This is a genomic window from Mesorhizobium prunaredense (genome assembly GCF_900156895.1).
Taxonomy (GTDB): domain Bacteria; phylum Pseudomonadota; class Alphaproteobacteria; order Rhizobiales; family Rhizobiaceae; genus Mesorhizobium; species Mesorhizobium prunaredense.
Map to the genome: position 1 here is coordinate 1 of NZ_FTPD01000025.1, position 1,124 is coordinate 1,124.

The 1,124-nt window shown below is 60.2% G+C and carries 1 protein-coding gene; it reads right to left on the reverse strand.

The window, feature by feature from the left end; all coding sequences use genetic code 11:
* Positions 1–11 precede the first annotated feature (11 nt).
* Positions 12–1,124 (reverse strand): IS4 family transposase (locus BQ8794_RS20470; protein WP_077380507.1); only part of this gene is annotated, 1,113 nt, incomplete at its 5' end.

The following is a 1,124-nucleotide window of genomic DNA, read 5'->3' on the forward strand; positions in this document are numbered from 1 at the left end:
TCCGGGGAAAGTTATTCATATATGAAGGCCATCTGATTGGGAGAGGCTCGGTCTCTTGGTCGGCTTGGATTGATCGGTGGCGGCTTGGTGATGGTGTGCATTTTCCGCCGCCCGAACAAGTATTGAGCGACCAGTTCTGTGAACCTCAAGATTGGAATAGGGACGCGGCGGGTGCGCGCGACAATGCGCAGCAGCGCATAGGCGATCATTGCAGCAAAGAGTTGCAGGCGGATTGCATTGCCGTTGTTGCCGAGGAACTTGCGGATTTTGAGGTGCTGCTTCATCCATCGGAACAGAAGCTCGATTTGCCAGCGGCCTTTGTAGAGCCGACCAATCTCGACGGCGGAGCGCTCCAGATCGTTGGTCAAAAGCGTGATGGTGTCGCCCGCTTCGCGCTGAACGCGCAGGCGACGCAGGCGCATCGGCAGCTTGCAAGCACCCTTGCTGACCAGGCTTACCTCACTGTCTTCCACAACCAGGAAGCCGTCGCCCTGCGGCTCGGCTATAGGGCGATCGCGCACCAGCGCCAGCCCCATGTTGGATTTGGGCCGTGTCACGAAGATCGATCCGGCTTCGGCGATCGCCGTCCACCAGCCATAATGGCAGTAGCCCTTGTCGAACACGTAGGTCGCTCCAGCTTCGATCGTGATCTGGCGACCGACCTGGGCGTCGTTGACGTTGGCGTCGGTGATGTCGAGGACGCGCGGACAGTCGGTCTTCGGGTCATAGACGACATGCACCTTCATGCCGCGGATGCGCCCGTTCGACTTGGCCCAATCGCACAGTTTGCCGAGCGGAATGGGGGTCGAGTCGATCAGCCGCAGCATGGCTTCGCCCTCGCGCCGCGTTTGCCTGTCGAGCAGGTTCGCCACCAGACCGAACGCCTCGGCAAAGATGGCGACCGGACGCCGTCTGTTGGCATCCGACAAGGTCGAACGCACCAAGGGACCGCTGCCCAGGTGATAATGATGCTGGCTGTTGGCGTTCCAGCCGGCTTCCAGGCCACGCAAGCCGCTGCTGCCGCAGAACTGGGCATAGATCAGCGCCACCAGATGATCCCAGCTTCTGAACGATTTGTCGTACGCATCCCCGTCGTGGCGATCCACAATTGATTGGAATTGACG